This is a genomic window from Streptomyces sp. NBC_01707 (genome assembly GCF_041438805.1).
GTDB lineage: Bacteria > Actinomycetota > Actinomycetes > Streptomycetales > Streptomycetaceae > Streptomyces.
Genome location: NZ_CP109190.1, coordinates 2,045,854 through 2,060,901, shown reverse-complemented (window position 1 = coordinate 2,060,901; position 15,048 = coordinate 2,045,854). Strand labels below are relative to the sequence as shown.

13 protein-coding genes and 1 riboswitch are annotated in these 15,048 nt (G+C 69.0%); of the genes, 9 read left to right on the top strand and 4 right to left on the bottom strand.

The genetic code is table 11. The features are described 5' to 3' along the window. Positions 1-5 precede the first annotated feature (5 nt). The 6 genes from hpnH (at position 6) to OG963_RS09375 (ending at position 6,401) form a co-directional block, all read left to right on the top strand. Positions 6-1,025: an adenosyl-hopene transferase HpnH gene (gene hpnH / locus OG963_RS09400; protein ID WP_093779540.1), complete on the top strand. Its 1,020-nt coding sequence runs from the start codon at positions 6-8 to the stop codon at positions 1,023-1,025. Positions 1,026-1,029: 4 nt separating this feature from the next. Next, positions 1,030-2,196, top strand: coding sequence for a flavodoxin-dependent (E)-4-hydroxy-3-methylbut-2-enyl-diphosphate synthase (gene ispG / locus OG963_RS09395; protein WP_327421009.1), 1,167 nt, complete (start codon positions 1,030-1,032; stop codon positions 2,194-2,196). Positions 2,197-2,222: 26 nt separating this feature from the next. Continuing rightward, on the top strand, positions 2,223-4,124 hold the full coding sequence (gene dxs / locus OG963_RS09390) for a 1-deoxy-D-xylulose-5-phosphate synthase (RefSeq protein ID WP_093929281.1): 1,902 nt from the start codon (positions 2,223-2,225) through the stop codon (positions 4,122-4,124). Further along, positions 4,121-5,518, top strand: a complete 1,398-nt coding sequence (locus OG963_RS09385; protein ID WP_371798750.1) for an aspartate aminotransferase family protein — start codon at positions 4,121-4,123, stop codon at positions 5,516-5,518. Before dxs ends, OG963_RS09385 begins: the two co-directional genes overlap by 4 nt. Positions 5,519-5,585: 67 nt before the next feature. Beyond that, positions 5,586-6,194: a helix-turn-helix domain-containing protein gene (locus OG963_RS09380; protein ID WP_030924056.1), complete on the top strand. Its 609-nt coding sequence runs from the start codon at positions 5,586-5,588 to the stop codon at positions 6,192-6,194. Between the two features lie 33 nt (positions 6,195-6,227). Then, the gene (locus OG963_RS09375) at positions 6,228-6,401 is read left to right on the top strand and encodes a DUF6126 family protein (protein ID WP_176901977.1); all 174 of its coding nucleotides are present in this window, start codon (positions 6,228-6,230) and stop codon (positions 6,399-6,401) included. 30 nt (positions 6,402-6,431) lie between these two features. On the opposite strand, the gene OG963_RS09370 is transcribed toward OG963_RS09375, so the two are convergent. Then, positions 6,432-7,244, bottom strand: coding sequence for a tyrosine-protein phosphatase (locus OG963_RS09370; protein WP_093769949.1), 813 nt, complete (start codon positions 7,242-7,244; stop codon positions 6,432-6,434). A 194-nt stretch (positions 7,245-7,438) separates the two neighbouring features. On the opposite strand from OG963_RS09370, the gene OG963_RS09365 reads away from it, so the two are divergent. The 3 genes from OG963_RS09365 to OG963_RS09355 all read left to right on the top strand — a co-directional run bounded on the left by OG963_RS09365 (position 7,439) and on the right by OG963_RS09355 (position 11,866). Continuing rightward, on the top strand, positions 7,439-9,535 hold the full coding sequence (locus OG963_RS09365; protein WP_093769950.1) for an alpha-galactosidase: 2,097 nt from the start codon (positions 7,439-7,441) through the stop codon (positions 9,533-9,535). Between the two features lie 295 nt (positions 9,536-9,830). Then, a riboswitch (cyclic di-AMP (ydaO/yuaA leader) is annotated at positions 9,831-9,987 on the top strand. Positions 9,988-9,990: 3 nt separating this feature from the next. Continuing rightward, the gene (locus tag OG963_RS09360; protein ID WP_093929279.1) at positions 9,991-10,839 is read left to right on the top strand and encodes a LysM peptidoglycan-binding domain-containing M23 family metallopeptidase; all 849 of its coding nucleotides are present in this window, start codon (positions 9,991-9,993) and stop codon (positions 10,837-10,839) included. A 175-nt stretch (positions 10,840-11,014) separates the two neighbouring features. After that, complete coding sequence (locus OG963_RS09355; protein WP_093929278.1) at positions 11,015-11,866, top strand: SGNH/GDSL hydrolase family protein; 852 nt, start codon at positions 11,015-11,017, stop codon at positions 11,864-11,866. A 58-nt stretch (positions 11,867-11,924) separates the two neighbouring features. Here the strand turns inward: OG963_RS09355 and OG963_RS09350 are convergent, their stop codons facing one another. Genes OG963_RS09350 through OG963_RS09340 form a run of 3 tightly spaced genes read right to left on the bottom strand, consistent with a single transcriptional unit; the run spans position 11,925 to position 15,024 of the window. Further along, positions 11,925-12,842: an STM4011 family radical SAM protein gene (locus OG963_RS09350; RefSeq protein ID WP_319327823.1), complete on the bottom strand. Its 918-nt coding sequence runs from the start codon at positions 12,840-12,842 to the stop codon at positions 11,925-11,927. An 8-nt stretch (positions 12,843-12,850) separates the two neighbouring features. Further along, on the bottom strand, positions 12,851-14,215 hold the full coding sequence (locus OG963_RS09345; protein WP_093769954.1) for an STM4012 family radical SAM protein: 1,365 nt from the start codon (positions 14,213-14,215) through the stop codon (positions 12,851-12,853). Then, positions 14,209-15,024 (bottom strand): STM4013/SEN3800 family hydrolase, encoded by an 816-nt coding sequence (locus OG963_RS09340; RefSeq protein WP_093769955.1) that lies wholly within the window; start codon positions 15,022-15,024, stop codon positions 14,209-14,211. The genes OG963_RS09345 and OG963_RS09340 overlap by 7 nt, the downstream gene beginning before the upstream one ends. Positions 15,025-15,048 lie beyond the last annotated feature (24 nt).

Here is a 15,048-nt window from a genome sequence, read left to right as displayed (position 1 = left end):
GCTAGATGGCCATGCCGCTCCGTCAGACCATCAAGGTTGCGACGTACCTCATCGAACAGAAGCTCCGCAAGCGGGACAAATTCCCGCTCATTGTCGAGCTGGAGCCTTTGTTCGCCTGCAATCTGGCGTGCGAGGGCTGCGGAAAGATCCAGCATCCGGCAGGAGTACTCAAGCAGCGGATGCCGGTGGCCCAGGCCGTCGGCGCGGTGCTGGAATCGGGTGCCCCCATGGTGTCCATCGCGGGCGGTGAACCCCTGATGCACCCGCAGATCGACGAAATCGTGCGGCAGCTGGTTGCGCGGAAGAAGTACGTCTTCCTCTGCACCAACGCGATGCTGCTGCGCAAGAAGATGGAGAAATTCACCCCGTCGCCGTTCTTCGCCTTCGCCGTGCACATCGACGGTCTGCGCGAGCGGCACGACGAATCGGTCGCCAAGGAAGGCGTGTTCGACGAGGCGGTGGCGGCGATCAAGGAGGCCAAGCGCCGCGGCTTCCGGGTCACCACGAACTCCACCTTCTTCAACACCGACACCCCGCAGACCGTCATCGAGGTACTGAACTACCTCAATGACGACCTGAAGGTCGACGAGATGATGATCTCGCCCGCCTACGCGTACGAGAAGGCACCCGACCAGGAGCACTTCCTCGGCGTCGAGCAGACCCGCGAGCTCTTCAAGAAGTCCTTCGCGGGCGGCAACCGGGCCCGCTGGCGGCTGAACCACTCGCCGCTCTTCCTGGACTTCCTCGAAGGCAAGGCGGACTTCCCGTGCACGGCCTGGGCGATCCCCAACTACTCGCTCTTCGGCTGGCAGCGGCCCTGCTATCTGATGAGCGACGGGTACGTCCCTACGTACCGGGAGCTCATCGAGGAGACCGACTGGGACAAGTACGGCCGCGGCAAGGATCCGCGTTGCGCCAACTGCATGGCGCACTGCGGCTACGAGCCCACTGCCGTCCTCGCCACGATGGGCTCGCTCAAGGAGTCCCTGCGTGCCGCGCGCGAGACCGTCTCCGGGAGCCGGTGACGTCATGACCACTGGAGAACCAGTCGCGCTGGGTCTCCCCGAGCTGCCGGCCCGGCCGCTCGCGATGCGCCGTCCCTCGCGGCGCATCCAGGTCGGGTCGGTGGCGGTCGGTGGGGATGCGCCGGTGTCGGTGCAGTCGATGACCACGACCCGGACGTCGGATGTCGGTGCGACGTTGCAGCAGATCGCGGAGCTGACGGCGTCGGGCTGTCAGATCGTGCGGGTTGCGTGTCCGACGCAGGATGATGCGGATGCGCTTGCGACGATTGCGCGGAAGTCGCAGATTCCGGTGATCGCGGATATTCATTTCCAGCCGAAGTATGTGTTCGCGGCGATTGATGCGGGCTGTGCTGCGGTGCGGGTGAATCCGGGGAACATCAAGCAGTTCGATGACAAGGTGAAGGAGATCGCGCGGGCGGCGAACGATGCGGGGACGCCGATCCGGATCGGTGTGAATGCGGGTTCGTTGGATGCGCGGTTGTTGAGGAAGTACGGGAAGGCGACGCCTGAGGCTCTGGTGGAGTCGGCGTTGTGGGAGGCGTCGCTGTTCGAGGAGCACGGGTTCCGGGACATCAAGATCTCGGTGAAGCACAACGATCCGGTGGTGATGGTGAATGCGTACCGTCAGTTGGCGGCTCGGTGTGATTACCCGTTGCATCTGGGGGTGACGGAGGCGGGGCCGGCGTTCCAGGGGACGATCAAGTCTGCGGTGGCGTTCGGTGCGTTGTTGAGTGAGGGGATCGGGGACACGATCCGGGTGTCGTTGTCGGCGCCGCCGGCCGAGGAGGTCAAGGTCGGTCTGCAGATTCTTGAGTCGTTGAATCTGAAGCAGCGGCGGTTGGAGATCGTGTCGTGTCCGTCGTGCGGTCGTGCGCAGGTGGATGTGTACAAGCTGGCGGATCAGGTGTCCGCGGGTCTTGAGGGCATGGAGGTGCCGTTGCGGGTTGCCGTGATGGGCTGTGTCGTCAATGGTCCGGGTGAGGCCCGTGAGGCGGATCTGGGTGTGGCGTCGGGGAACGGCAAGGGGCAGATCTTCGTCAAGGGCGAGATCATCAAGACGGTTCCCGAGTCGAAGATCGTCGAGACGCTCATCGAGGAAGCCCTGAAGATCGCCGAGGGCATGGAAGACGCGGGGACACCGTCAGGGGTTCCCGCCGTCACCGTGAGCTGAAACAGGACCGGAGAGGGGGCCCGAGCGTGACCATTCTGGAGACCATTCGGGGGCCGCACGACCTGAAGGCACTGAGCGGACCGGAACTCGGCGAACTCGCCGCGGACATCAGGAAGTTCCTGATCGAGGCGGTGGCCAGGACCGGCGGCCATCTGGGGCCCAACCTGGGGGTGGTGGAGCTGTCCGTCGCCCTGCACCGGGCCTTCGACTCCCCGGTGGACCGCATCCTGTGGGACACCGGGCACCAGAGCTACGTACACAAACTGCTCACCGGGCGACAGGACTTCTCCAAGCTGCGTGGGAAGGGCGGTCTGTCCGGCTACCCGTCGCGCGAGGAGTCCGCGCACGACGTCATCGAGAACTCGCACGCCTCGACCGTGCTCGGCTGGGCGGACGGCCTGGCCAAGGCGAACGAGGTGCTCGGCCGCCCCCACCATGTCGTCGCCGTCATCGGCGACGGGGCTCTCACCGGCGGCATGGCGTGGGAGGCGCTCAACAACATCGCGGCGGCCAGGGACCGGCCGTTGATCATCGTGGTGAACGACAACGAGCGCTCGTACGGGCCGACCATAGGCGGCCTCGCCAACCACCTGGCCACCCTCCGTACCACCGACGGATACGAGCGCTTCCTGTCATGGGGCAAGGACGTCCTCCAGCGCACACCCGTCGTCGGACAGCCGCTGTACGAGTCACTGCACGGCGCGAAGAAGGGGTTCAAGGACGCCTTCGCCCCGCAGGGCATGTTCGAGGACCTGGGGCTCAAGTACGTCGGGCCGGTCGACGGGCACGACATCGCGGCCGTCGAGTCCGCGCTGAGCCGGGCGAAACGCTTCCACGGCCCGGTGCTGGTGCACTGCCTCACCGAGAAGGGCCGCGGGTACGCGCCCGCTCTGGAGGACGAGGCGGACCGGTTTCACACCGTCGGTGCGATGGACCCGCTGACCTGTGCCCCGCTCGCACCGCTCGGCAGCCCGTCGTGGACCTCTGTGTTCGCGGACGAGATCGCCGAGATCGGTGCGGAGCGGCCGGACGTCGTCGCGATCACGGCGGCGATGCTGCACCCCGTCGGGCTGACGAAGTTCGCCGAGGCGTTCCCCGACCGGGTCTGGGACGTCGGGATCGCCGAGCAGCACGCGGCGGTCTCCGCGGCGGGGCTCGCCACCGGCGGGCTGCATCCGGTCGTCGCCGTCTACGCCACGTTCCTCAACCGTGCCTTCGACCAGCTCTTGATGGACGTCGCGCTTCACAGGTGCGGTGTGACGTTCGTCCTCGACCGGGCAGGTGTCACCGGCCCGGACGGTCCTTCGCACAACGGCATGTGGGACCTGTCCGTGCTCCAGGTCGTGCCCGGGCTCCGGATCGCCGCCCCGCGCGACGCCGACCGGCTGCGGGAGGAGCTGCGTGAAGCCGTCACCGTCGACGACGCGCCGACCGTGCTGCGTTTCCCGAAGGAGTCGGTGGGGGAGCCCGTCCCGGCGATCGGCCGGGTCGGTGCCATGGACGTACTGCACCGCGCCGACGACCCCCAGGTGCTCATCGTGGCGGTGGGCGTGCTCGCCTCCGTGTGTCTGCAGGCCGCCGACCTCCTTGCGGGTGGCGGAATCCGCTGTACGGTCGTCGACCCCCGTTGGGTCAAACCGGTCGACGAACAGCTCGCCCCGCTCGCCGGACAGCACCGGCTGGTCGCCGTCGTCGAGGACAACAGCCGGGCGGGCGGCGTCGGTTCGGCGGTCGGACAGGCGTTGCGCGATGCCGGTGTCGACGTACCGCTGCGCACGTTCGGCATCCCCGAGCAGTTCCTCGCGCACGGCAAGCGCGCCGAGGTGCTGGCCGACATCGGGCTCACACCGGTCGAGATCGCCGGCCGGATCAGTGCCGCGCTGGCCGCCAAGGCCGCAGCCGAGCGGATGGAGGAGAGCGGGGAATGAAGGACGGCGGCCCCAAGGGTTTCGATCTTGCGCAACTCCTCGCGGAACGCGGCGCCGAGCGCTACGAGCTGCACACGAAATACCTCAACCACCAGCTGCCGCGGATGCTCCGCACCATCGGCTTCGACAAGGTCTACGAGCGGGCCGAGGGTGCGTACTTCTGGGACGCGGACGGCAACGACTACCTCGACATGCTCGCCGGCTTCGGCGTGATGGGGCTGGGCCGCCACCACCCCGTCGTCCGCAAGGCACTGCACGACGTCCTGGACGCCTCGCTCGCCGACCTCACCCGCTTCGACTGCCAGCCGCTGCCCGGACTGCTGGCCGAGAAGCTGCTCGCACACAGCCCGCACCTGGACCGGGTCTTCTTCGGCAACAGCGGCACCGAAGCCGTCGAGACCGCGCTGAAGTTCGCCCGGTACGCCACCGGGAAGCCGCGCGTGCTCTACTGCACCCACGCCTTCCACGGCCTGACGACCGGCTCCCTCTCGGTCAACGGCGAGTCCGGCTTCCGGGACGGTTTCGCCCCGCTGCTGCCCGACACGGCCATCGCACTCGGCGACCTCGACGCACTCCTGCGTGAACTGAAGCGTGACGATGTGGCGGCGCTCGTCGTCGAGCCGATCCAGGGCAAGGGTGTCCACGAAGCGCCGCCCGGCTTCCTGCGCGCCGCACAGGAGCTGCTGCACCGGCACAAGGCACTGCTCATCGCCGACGAGGTGCAGACCGGCCTCGGCCGGACCGGTGACTTCTACGCGTACCAGCACGAGGAAGGTGTCGAACCCGATCTGGTCTGTGTCGCCAAGGCACTCTCCGGCGGCTATGTGCCGGTGGGAGCGACCCTCGGGAAGGACTGGATCTTCAGACGGGTCTATTCGTCGATGGACCGGGTTCTGGTCCACTCGGCAAGCTTCGGCTCCAACGCCCAGGCGATGGCGGCGGGGCTCGCGGTCCTCGCGGTGATGGAGGACGAGGAGATCGTCGCCAACGCCCGCCGCACCGGCGATCTGCTGCGCGAGCGGCTCGCCGCGCTCATCGGGCGGTACGAGCTGCTGCACGAGGTCCGTGGCCGCGGGCTGATGATCGGAATCGAGTTCGGCCGGCCGTCCTCGCTGAAGCTGCGCAGCCGCTGGACCGTGCTCCAGGCGGCCCGCAAGGGTCTCTTCGCGCAGATGGTGGTCGTACCGCTGCTGCAGAAGCACCGGATCCTCACCCAGGTCTCCGGCGACCATCTGGAAGTGATCAAGCTGATTCCACCGCTGGTCATCGGTGAGCCGGAGGTGGACCGGTTCGTGACAGCGTTCACGGCGGTGATGGACGACGCGCACAGCGGCGGCGGGCTGATGTGGGACTTCGGCCGAACACTGGTCAAGCAGGCGGTCGCCCACCGCTGAGTCCCAAAGGTTTTGCCTCGGAGGCAAGAAAATTGCCTCTGAGGCAGAATCCTGGCCCAATGGACATATGAATCCTCCCGAAGGAGGGGTGGCCGACGAGCTGCCCGGGGTCGCGCCACGCCTGCGCGATCTGCGCCGCAGCCGTGGTCTCACCCTCGAGAGCGCCGCGCAGCGCGCGGGGCTTTCCCCCGCCCATCTCTCCCGGCTCGAAACGGGCCGGCGGCAGCCCTCGCTGCCGATGCTCCTCGGACTTGCCAGGATCTACGGTACGACGGTCTCCGAGCTGCTCGGCGAGATTCCGCCCGAACGTGACGCGATCGTGCGCGCCGGCACGTTCGAAGGTGCCGAGGCCGACGGCTGGATGTACCAGCAGGCCGGTGGCTCCGGCCGGGCGATGCAGGCGCTGCGCGTCCGCGTGCCGTACGGCGCGCAGGGCGATCTCGTACGCGTTCATCCGGGCGAGGAATGGCTGTACGTCCTCGCCGGGCGGCTGCGGGTGAGTCTCGGTGACACCGTGCACGATCTCGATCCCGGGGACAGCGCCCACTTCGACTCGCTGACCCCGCACCGGATCGCCGCCGTCGGCCCCGAGGGATCCGAGCTCCTCTTCGTCCACACCCTGCTCCAGAGCCCCGCCGCCGAGCTGTGCCTCGGCAGCGGGATCCACCGCCGCTGAGACCGGTCCGTCCGGTCGCCAGAGAGGACTGTCATGTCCGATTCAGAGAACTTCGATCCGCTCAGCCCGGCCAGGCCCAAGAACTACGACCCGCAGGAGCGGAAGTTTCCGCGCGGCGTGGTGATCCGGCTGATCGCCTATCTTGTCGCCGGACACGTCTTCGCGGCCTTCCTCTACCTCCTCTTCGCGGTGGCCGGCAAGGGCTGACCGGCCGGCCACCACCGCCGGGAGATCCGGTTACGCCTCGTCGAGCAGCCGTCCGCGCAGCCGCTCCAGCGTCTGCGGAGTGAGCTTCAGCCCGTCGGCGAGATAGCGGTCGGTGCTGCCCCAGGTCTCCTCGATGGTGGTGAACGCCTGGGCGAGATATTCGGCGCGGGCGTCGAAGAGCGGGCTGAGCAGCTCCATCACCTCGGGCGACATCCCGGTCGCCGAGGTGTCGCTGCGGCGCACCTTGTACCGGCGGTGCAGCTCGTTGGACTTCAGGTAGTCGGCCTCGACGGCCTCGCGCTCGACCCCGACGGCGAGCAGCGCCACCGCGATCGAGATCCCGGCCCGGTCCTTGCCCGCCGCACAGTGCATCAGCGCGGGGACGCTGTCCTCGGCCAGCGCGTGCAGGACCCGGCTGTGCTCGGCGGTGCGGTCCCTGACGATCGCCCGGTACGAGGCGGTCATCCGGGCCGCTCCCTTGCCGTCGGCGAGGATGTCGCGCAGCTGCTCGATGTTGCCGTCGCGGACCATCCGCCAGAACTCGGCGCCGTCGGCCGGGTCGGAGAGCGGGATGCTCACATTCCGTACACCCGGCAGCTCCACGTCCAGGCCGTCCAGCTTGTGGTCGGCCGCATTCCGGAAGTCGAAGATCGTGTGCAGCCCGAGACCGCCGAGGAACGCCGCGTCCTCGGCGGTGGCGTGCGCGAGGTGACCGCTGCGGAAGAGTCGTCCGTACCTCACCCGGCGTCCGTCGACGGTGGGCAGACCGCCCACGTCACGGAAGTTGCGCACGCCCGACAGCTCGGGTTCCGTCGACGGGATCTGCGGCACCTGCTGCGTCACGGTGTCTCCTGGAATGTCTGGCGTCGGCGCTGCTCGCCGGCGAGGTCACTCCCGCGACGATACGACATCGGTCCCTCGGACAATCATCTCGGCCGTTCTCGCCCCCGACGCAGGTGAATTCCCCCTGCGCGGGCGTTGCCCGGCCACCCGTCGGAGCTTGATGATGTGCGGAACTGTGCGAATGTGGGGATGACATGATCGAGACTGGTGACACGGGTCGGACCTGGCTGCTGACCGGGGCGACCGGCAGCTATGCGCTGCATCTCACCGACCGGGACGAACTGCTGCATCTGCACTGGGGGCCGCGCATCTCCCTCGCGGCCGCCGAGGCCCTCGCCGCCGCACCGGCCCTGCCCTTCCGCGGCTTCGAGTCACAGCTGGACGGTCGCGAGGAGTACCCGGTGGAGGGTGGCCCCCGGTTCGTCCGGCCCGCGCTCTCGGTACGGACCCCCGAGGTCCGCGGCACCGAATGGGCCTACGCCGAGGCGGCGGTGGACGGCGACGAACTGCGCATCGCGTTCTCCGACCCCGTACAGCAGCTCGCGCTGACGCTGCACTACCGGATGCGGGACGACTCCGATGTGGTCGAGCGCTGGGCCACCGTCCGCCACGCAGGCCCCGACGGACCGCCGCTGGAGCTGCTGCGGGCCGACGCTGCCGCCTGGGCACTGCCCGCCCGCGACGGCTGGCGCCTCAGTCATCTGCACGGGCGGTGGGCGGCCGAGACGCAGCTGGTGCGGTCGGAGCTGACGTACGGCGAGAAGGTCCTCTCCAGCAGGCGCGGTCACACCGGGCACCAGTTTCTGCCCTGGGTCGCGCTCGACGCGGACGGCGCCGCCACCGAGGAGGTCGGCGAGGTGTACGGCTGCGCGCTCGCCTGGTCCGGCTCGTGGCGGATCGCCGTGCAGCAGCTTCCCGACGGGCTCGTGCAGATCACCGGCGGAGCCGGCTACGACGACTCGGGTCTGCTGCGGCTCGCACCGGGGGAGACGTACACCACACCGGTGTTCGCCGGACTGTGGAGCGCCGAAGGGTTCGGCGGGGCGAGCCGGGCCTGGCACGCCTGGCAGCTGGCTCACGTCGTTCCGGACGCCGAGAGCCTGCGGCCGGTGCTCTACAACTCCTGGGAGGCCACCGGCTTCGACATCGCGGAGGACCAGCAGCGTGCCCTGGCCGTGCGCGCCGCAGCGATGGGTGTCGAACTGTTCGTCGTGGACGACGCGTGGTTCGGGCAGCGCACCAGCGACCGGGCGGGACTCGGCGACTGGACCCCGAACCCCGAGCGCTTCCCCGGCGGACTGAAGCCGCTCGCCGACGAAGTGCACGCGCTCGGCATGCAGTTCGGCATCTGGGTCGAACCGGAGATGGTGAACGCCGACAGTGACCTGTATCGCGCGCACCCTGACTGGGTGCAGCACTTTCCCGGCCGGACCCGGACGGAGTTCCGTCATCAGCTGGTGCTCAATCTGGCCCGGACCGATGTGCGGAACCATCTGTGGGAACAGCTCGACTCACTGCTTTCCAGCGCCCCGATCGACTATGTGAAATGGGACTTCAACCGCTGCTTCACCGATGCGGGGTGGCCGGGCGAGGAGTATCCGCAGAAGCTCTGGATCGAGCATGTGGATGCGCTGTACGCGCTGATCGACCGGCTGCGGGCGGCTCACCCCGGTGTCGCTTTCGAGTCCTGCTCGGGCGGCGGTGGCAGGATCGATCTGGGCATCCTCGCCCGTACCGACCAGGTGTGGACCTCCGACAACACCGACCCGCTGGACCGGCTCGCCATCCAGGAGGGCTTCGGGCAGATCCATCCGGCTCGAGTGATGGCCGCCTGGGTGACCGACAGTCCGAATGTCCAGCTCAACGGCAGGGTGAGCTCGCTGCGCTTCCGGTTCGTGAGCGCGATGGCCGGGGTGCTCGGGGTCGGCGGAGACCTCACCGAGTGGAGCGACGAGGAGCTGGCCGAGGCCCGGGGCTGGGTGGACCTGTACAAGGAGATCCGCCCGGTGGTGCAGCACGGTGCGCTGTACCGGCTGCGTGCGCCGCGTGGCGGGCTCGGCGCCGTGCAGTACACACGCGGTGACGAGACCGTCGTGCTCATGTGGCTGGAGACACAGAGGTACGGGGAGCTGCCGCCGGTCCTGCGGCTGCGTGGGCTCGACCCCACGGCGACCTACACCTGTTCGGACACCGGGGCCGTCCACCACGGTTCCGTGCTGCTGCATCAGGGGCTGCACACCGGCCTGCGGGGGGATCTGGACGCGAAGGTGCTGAGGCTCCGCCGCGGATGATGTTCATGACATGTCCGTATTGAGGCATTTAGTCGAACATGCCCTGATTCAGCGGTAGATGAGGGGCCTTTCGTGAGCGGGATCATATCTGTGACGGTGTGTGCTGGTGCGGGGGGCGGGGATTCCGTGCACCGCGCGGAAAGCCAAGATCCTTAATCCACGGAGTGTGACCGGAATTCCGCGCCGATTTCCTGGCGCGGATTCCGGCACGCAACCGATGGCTTGTTCTGCTCGTCCTCACTCGTTTACGGTCACCGTCAATCCGGACGGACCGCCTAATCCTGCCGCCGACCGGAATTCGCATCCACTCATCGTGTGGCAGGAGCGGGGGAACCAGGTAAGCCGCCGACCGGAGAAATCCGGCCGGCTCGGGGTGAAGTCGCACCTCATGCGACCGGGCATCTCCAGCCCGAACCCGACAGCTCACCTCGTAGGCGCCGGAGAGGAAATTCTTCATGCCCATATCGGGTAAGCACCGTCGTCCGAAGTCCAGCACCATCGCTCGTGGCGTTGCCGCCGTCGGCGCCGGCGGGGCCGTCATCGCCCTCCCGCTGCTCGGTGCCACCGGTGCCCACGCCGCGGAGCAGGCCGCCCCCGCCGCGCACTCCGCCGCCGCTCCGGCCGCCCCGGTCGCGAAGAAGCAGTCCGAGACCCGGACGTACTCCGTCGTCGCCGGCGACTACCTGTCGAAGATCGCCTCCGACAACAAGGTCGAGGGTGGCTGGGAGAAGCTGTACCAGGACAACCGTGAGGTCATCGGCGGCAACCCGAGCCTGATCCACCCGGGCATGAAGCTGACCCTCGGCGGCCCTGCCGCGGCCACCGGCACCACGCCGGCCGCCCCGGCTCCGTCGAAGGCTCCGGCGGTCACCAAGCCCGCGCCCGCCCAGAGCAGCAGCTCCGGCTACGTCGCCCCGGTTCCGGGCAAGCACACCACCAACTACCGTGCCTCCGGTGCCAACTGGTCCAGTGGCAGCCACACCGGCATCGACTTCCCGGTCTCCACCGGCACCAGCGTGAAGGCGATCACCTCCGGCACCGTCGTCACTGCCGGCTGGGGTGGCGCGTACGGCAACGAGGTCGTCGTCAAGCACGCCGACGGCCACTACTCGCAGTACGGCCACCTGTCCGCGCTCTCCGTCTCGGTGGGTCAGACCCTCTCGACCGGCCAGCAGATCGGCCTCTCCGGTGCCACCGGCAACGTCACCGGCCCGCACCTCCACTTCGAGGTCCGCACCGGTCCCGCGTACGGCTCGGACATCGACCCTGTCGCCTTCCTGGCGTCGCACGGAATCTCCGTCTGATCTGATCCGATCAGGCCTGATCCGAACGGCTTGTTGAAGGGGCGGTGCGCGGCGGCGCACCGCCCCTTCGCTTATTCCCTCTTTACCAAAACCTGACCGGGTGGTCTATCTCACCTCCCGTCAACCCCTTATTACGGTCGCGTAGGTCACATTCGGCAGTGCAGGATGTGCCCTTGTGGCAGACGATTCGAGAAAAAATCAACGTGGCGTCAACAACCGGCATGGCGCCATCGGGTCGTACGCAGCGATTGGCGACAGCTTCACCGAGGGGGTCGGTGACCCCGGCCCGGACGGAACCTTCGTCGGCTGGGCGGACCGTTTCGCCGTACTCCTCGCGGACCAGCTCCCCGACCCCGACGCGGCGACGAACACCGGTTCCGCCGGTTCGGCTCACGGGAACTTCCGTTACGCCAATCTCGCCGTACGCGGACGCCTCCTCGACCAGATAGTCGAGGAACAGGTGCCGCGCGCCAAGCAGCTCGCCCCCGACCTGGTGAGCTTCTGCGCGGGCGGCAATGACATCATCCGGCCCGGCACCGACCCCGACGACGTGGCCGAGCGGTTCGAGCGCGCGGTCGCCGACCTGACACGGTCGGTCGGCACCGTCATGGTCACGACCGGCTTCGACACCCGCGGCGTTCCCGTACTGCGCCATCTGCGCGGCAAGATCGCCACCTACACCGCCCATGTGCGGTCCATCGCCGACCGCTACGACTGCCCGGTCCTCGACCTGTGGTCGCTGCGGTCCGTGCAGGACAGGCGCGCCTGGGACGACGACCGGCTCCACCTGTCGGCCGAGGGACACACCCGGGTCGCGCTGCGCGCCGCCCAGGTCCTCGGCCTCGATGTGCCGGCCGACCCCGACCAGGAGTGGCCGCCGCAGGCACAGCGCGGCACGCTCGAGGTACGGCGCGACGACATCCACTGGGCCCGCGAATATCTGGTGCCCTGGATCGGGCGGCGGCTGCGCGGCGAGTCCTCCGGTGACCACGTCGAGGCGAAGCGCCCCGACCTGTTGCCGCTGTGACCGGCGCGGTGTCCTCTTCGGCCGGACGGGCGCGCTCGCAGCGACCCGTCCGGTTCGATCAGGCTCGTCCGCCGACCGGGAACAACGGCAGCAACGCTTGATCCCGGTGAGCCGGTACGCCCGCCGGCTCGGCCGGTATGCGTTCCAGCACCCCGCCCGCGAAGACGTCGTACAGCGGCAGCGTCTCCAGATGCACATATCCGATGTGGCAGTCGCACACGGCGAGCGGACAGGCCCGCGGGCCCAACGCCCGCCGATAGCTGCCGTCGTAGAGATTGCCGAGCTCGGCCGGGACGAAGTGGCAGCGGCGCACCGTACCGTCCCCGTCCACCGAGATGACCGACTCGCCGGTCCGGCAGGGCATCCCGGCCGAGCGATGCGGATCCCGGCTGTACGGGAAGAGGGGGTCGAGGGACGTCCAGCGGTCCGCCTCCTCGTCCGTGTAGCTACGCCCCTCGGCCGCGTTGACCCAGAGATAGACCTCGCCGGGCAGGTCGGCACGGAGCCGTCGAGCCTCGTCGAGATGCTCGTCGAGACCCACCACGCCGACGCTGTACCGGACACCGAGGCCGGTCAGCTCCCGGCACTTCGCGAGGAAGCGGTCGTACGGCGTCTGTCCCGGGTGGTACGTGCACCACAGCGCGATCCTGTCGCGGGTGGACTCACCCGCTTCGGCCAGCCACCGCGTGCGGCCGCTGAGATTGGTCTGGATCGCGACCCGGCCGATGTGCGGCAGCTGTGCCAGCTCGACCAGCGCCCGGCGGTACCAGGAGCGGACCAGCCCCTCGCCCCAGGGCGTGAACAGCACCGAGATCCGGTCGCCGGTCCGTGCCGCCGCCCAGGCGGTGAACCGCTCCAGCGCGGCACGGTCCGCACGCAGCTGTTCCGGACTGTCGCGCCGCTTGGCGAACGGGCAGTACGGGCAGTCGTAGTCGCACGACGCCAGCGGACCGCGGTACAGGATCGTCAGGTCCATGGGCGCGCTCACTTCAGTTCGTACGCGGCCATCGCGGCCCGTACGGCTGGGGAGAACAGCTCGGGACCCAGCGCGTCGGAATGCGCGAGGCCTTCGGGCGACAGCCGCAGCAGCCCGGTCGCACCGGCGGCGCCGTCCAGCCAGCCGCGCGCCTCGAACCGGTCCAGCTCGGCGCGGAAGTCGTCGCCGGGCAAGGTGCCGAACCGTTCGTGGTACTCGCCCGGTCGCAGCCCCTGGGCCTGGAGCAGCGACTGCAGGAGATGGCGTCTGCGCGCCTCGTCGCCGTCGACGTGGCGACCCACTTCGGCGCGGGAGAAGTCCTCGGTGGCGGTGTAGTCGTCGATGATCGTCCGCACCTCACGCATCTCCACCGCGTAGTCGAACGAGTAATGCAGCCGTGTGGTGTACGAACGGGCGCCACAGCCCAGACCGATCATGCCGTCCGTCTGGCACGCGTAGTCGGCGGGGCCCTCCTGCGGGGCGTCGGTGCGGCGGAACATCCGCATCGACACCTGCTCGTAGCCGTGGGCGAGAAGATGGTCCCGGCCCGCCCGGTACAGCCGCAGCCGCTGCTCGTCCCACGCGGCGTCCGCCGCGGCCTCGACGTCGGCGCCGTACCGGCCCAGCCCGGTCAGCGGGCGCACGTACAGCGGATAGAGGTAGAGCTCCTCCGGCTGCCAGCCGAGCGCGGCGTCCAGCGAGGTGCGCCAACTGTCCTCCGTCTGCCCGTCGATGCCGTAGATCAGGTCGATGTTCAGGACCGGGATGCGCACGTCACGGATCCGGCCGAGGGCGGCTTCCACATCGGCCCGGCGCTGCGGACGGACCGCCGCGCGGGCTTCGGCGTCGATGAAGCTCTGTACGCCGATGCTGATCCTGGTCGTCCCGCGGTCGGCGAGGACGGCCAGCCGGTCGGCCGTCGCGGTCGACGGCGACGTCTCGACCGACAGCGGTACGGAGCGCAGGTCGGCACCCATCCGCTGCTCCGCGATGTCGCAGAGCCGGTCCAGTTCGGCGGCGGTCAGAAAGGTGGGGGTGCCGCCGCCGAACGCCGCGGCGGCGAACCGTACCGGCGCCTCGTCCCCCAGCGCGTCCCGGACGGCGGTGGCCTGTCTCTCCAGCGCGTCGAGGTAGCGGGTCGTCAGCTCATCGGGAGCGCCGATCCGGGTGAAGAGGTTGCAGAAGCCGCAGCGGACCTCGCAGAACGGTATGTGGAGATAGAGCGACAGCGCGTCCTTGCGCTCGGCCGCCCACAGCTCGCGCAGCACGGGCCGCCCGGTGGGGTGTGAGTCGAGTTTCCCGTACGCAGTCTTGTGCGGATAGGCGTAGACATAGCTCTGATACGGGCGGATGGTGGGCTGACTCGTCAGCATGCGGTGGCCCCCGGTTCGAGGAAGAAGTGCGCGTACGGAACGGTCCATACGGACTCGTGGCCGAGCCGGTGACCGGTGTAGCCGTCGTCCCCGTACGCCGTGCCGTGGTCGGAGCAGACGATGGCGAAGCAACGGCGGCGGCTGCTCGCGGCGGCGAAGAGCCGGCCGATGTGCGCGTCGACGTACTCCAGGGCGGCGGCATGCGTGGCGCGGGAGTCACCCGCCTCCGGGGTGGCGCCCGGCCGGTGGAACCAGTTGGGCTGGTGCAGCGCAGCCACGTTGACGAAGAGGAACAGCCGCTGTTCGGCCGGAAGCCGGGCGACGACCTGCTCGGCCCGGGTCACCTGGGCCTCGAAGGAAGTGGGTGACGCAACCCCGAACTCCGGTTCCCAGTGGCTCTCCTGGAACATGTCCGGCAGAACCGAACCGAGCGGGCCCTGCCGGTTGAAGAATCCGACGCCACCGATGCACACCGTGCGGTAGCCGGCCCCGGCGAGAGCGGACACCAGATCGGGGGTGTCGAAGACAAAAGTACGGGAAGCCGTGGTCTCACTGCCCGCGAAGCGCGCCGCGAACAGCCGCGGATGCGGGCCGGGCGCGGCGGGCGTCGGCAGGAAGCCCGCGAAGATCGCCTGGTGGGAGGCGTATGTGAAGCTGCCGGGAGCATGCCGCTTCTCCCAGACCCCGCCCGGCAGATGGCGGGCCAGATGCGGGATGCGGCCGGCGGCGGCGAGCTCCGCCGCCACGTCGTACCGCAGGGTGTCGAGCGTGATCAGCAACAGGTCGTGGCTGCCCACGATCCCGCTCATGTCCGGGTTCCGGGCGTCGGTGGG